At 34.2% G+C, this 2,029-nt stretch carries 1 protein-coding gene; it reads left to right on the forward strand.

Annotation, left to right across the window (positions count from 1 at the left end; translation table 11 throughout):
- The coding region (locus tag F6K13_RS30470; RefSeq protein ID WP_287289472.1) for a glycosyltransferase 61 family protein at positions 1-2,006 on the forward strand (2,006 nt) is incomplete at its 5' end.
- Positions 2,007-2,029 lie beyond the last annotated feature (23 nt).

Raw genomic sequence — 2,029 nt, forward strand, 5'->3', positions numbered from 1 at the left:
CTGCTTTTCTTTATTTACAAAAGGCGATTATTAATCATCAATTTGTGGATGGTTTTTGTCGGTTATGGGAGGCGAAGTTGGAGAATGCGGAGGAGATAGTATCTGATGAATTGTATTTGACAAAGGTAGCTGGTTTAAATTTTGTTAAGGAGCTGCAAAAATTAGATAGTTATTCAGAAAGTTTTCAGCAGCAGTATCGGAAAACATCTGAATATTTGCTCAAATATTATATTCATTTTGGCAATGTATTGATGGAAAATGAATCTTATGCCAGTGCAGAGATCATTTATCAGAAAGCTTTACAACTTCAGCCAAATTTACCAGAGATTTATTGTTTATTAGGGAATAGTTTAGTTAAACAAAAGCGATTAAATCCAGCAATTATTAGTTATCGAGTAGCTATCCAAATATTGTTAAGTGAAAATAGAGTGGCTGAGACGATAAATATTTATTTTGATTTGGGAAAAATTCTGGAAAAGCAACAGCGATGGGAGCAAGCGATAGATTGTTACAGTAAAATTTTATCTAAAAAAACAATAATATTAGATTCGCAGATATTCAACAATAATCTTCAGCCTTATCAACAATTAGAAGGATTATATTTATCTACAAAAGATTGGATCGATCAATTAGATACTAACAATGTTCGGCCAAGATATATAGAAGTAAAATTAGAAAAATCCACAACAGAAGATATAGAAGAAATTACTAAACCTTCAATTCAGGAATTAAGCTCTAAAAATAAGCAGAAAAATTTAGAATGTCATGGGTTAAATTGTAGTAAATGTTTATGGGAAATTTATCAGTATTTTGAAGTCAAATACCTCGCCCCAGCAGTTTATAGTCTCAATGGTAGAAGTGGGTTTAGCCAAGATACGGATTTTTTGAGTCAGAGTTTAGGGAAAAAAAGCTCTTTCCTCAAGCAAGCAAAAAAAGGGGATATACCCTCCTTGACAAAAGACTCAAAAAATAGTTTGTCGAATTTTCCTCACTTTCTGAAAATTTCCCAGACTCCCAATTTCGTCACAATAGTACCAGAGGGAAGAGCTTGGATTATGCCCAAGAAAAATTACTGGAGACTATGTTACGCGATCGCTATTATGACTCCAGATAATTACTTACTGGCAGATGTTTCTCGGGAGTATCCATCCCCATTACCAGGATGTACTAACCACGATCCAAGTAAACATCGAATATTTGATTTAGAAGAACTTCCGTCTCTAGAGAAAATAAATGGTAAAGTAGCAGTATTATCAGTATTGTCGGGAAATGTGTATTTTCACTGGATGGTAGACTTGTTGCCCAGAATAGAAATATTACGTCAGGGCATAAATTTAGAAGAGATAGATTGGTTTTTGGTTAATAACTATCGACAACCTTTTCAGCAAGAGACCTTAAAAACTCTTGGCATTCCCGAAGATAAAATTCTGGCAAGCGATCGCCATCCCTACATTCAAGCAGAAGAATTAGTCGTCCCTTCATATCCTAGTTATTTAGGATGGTTACAACCGTGGGGAGTAAAATTTTTGAGGGAAGCATTTCTCGAAGAAAGAATTATTAAGAAGTCAGGGTTGCCAGAAAGAATATACATAAGTAGGAGTAATGCTAGGTATCGTCGAGTAATGAATGAACCAGAGGTAGTAGAGATATTAAGCAAATTTGGTTTTACCTGTATTACTCCAGAGTCTATGTCCCTAGAAAGTCAAATTGCTACCTTTGCTCATGCGAAAATTATAGTTGCTCCTCATGGAAGTGGTTTGACAAATATAGTATTCTGTAATCCAGAGACCAAAGTTATTGAACTTTTCTCGCCCAACTATCTCAGATATTACTATTGGCATATTAGCCAATTATTAGGACTTGAACATTACTTTTTAGTAGGTGAAGCATTTAGTTGTTATCCTATTAGAAATTTAATGTATGAAAGTTCCCTTGTAGAAGATATTTTGGTGAACTTAGGGTCACTCAATTTAATGCTTCAAGCTGTAGGTATTATACCAATTTGATAAATATTTGCTACAAGGGAACA

Source organism: Okeania sp. SIO2B9, assembly GCF_010672505.1.
Classification (GTDB): domain Bacteria; phylum Cyanobacteriota; class Cyanobacteriia; order Cyanobacteriales; family Microcoleaceae; genus Okeania; species Okeania hirsuta.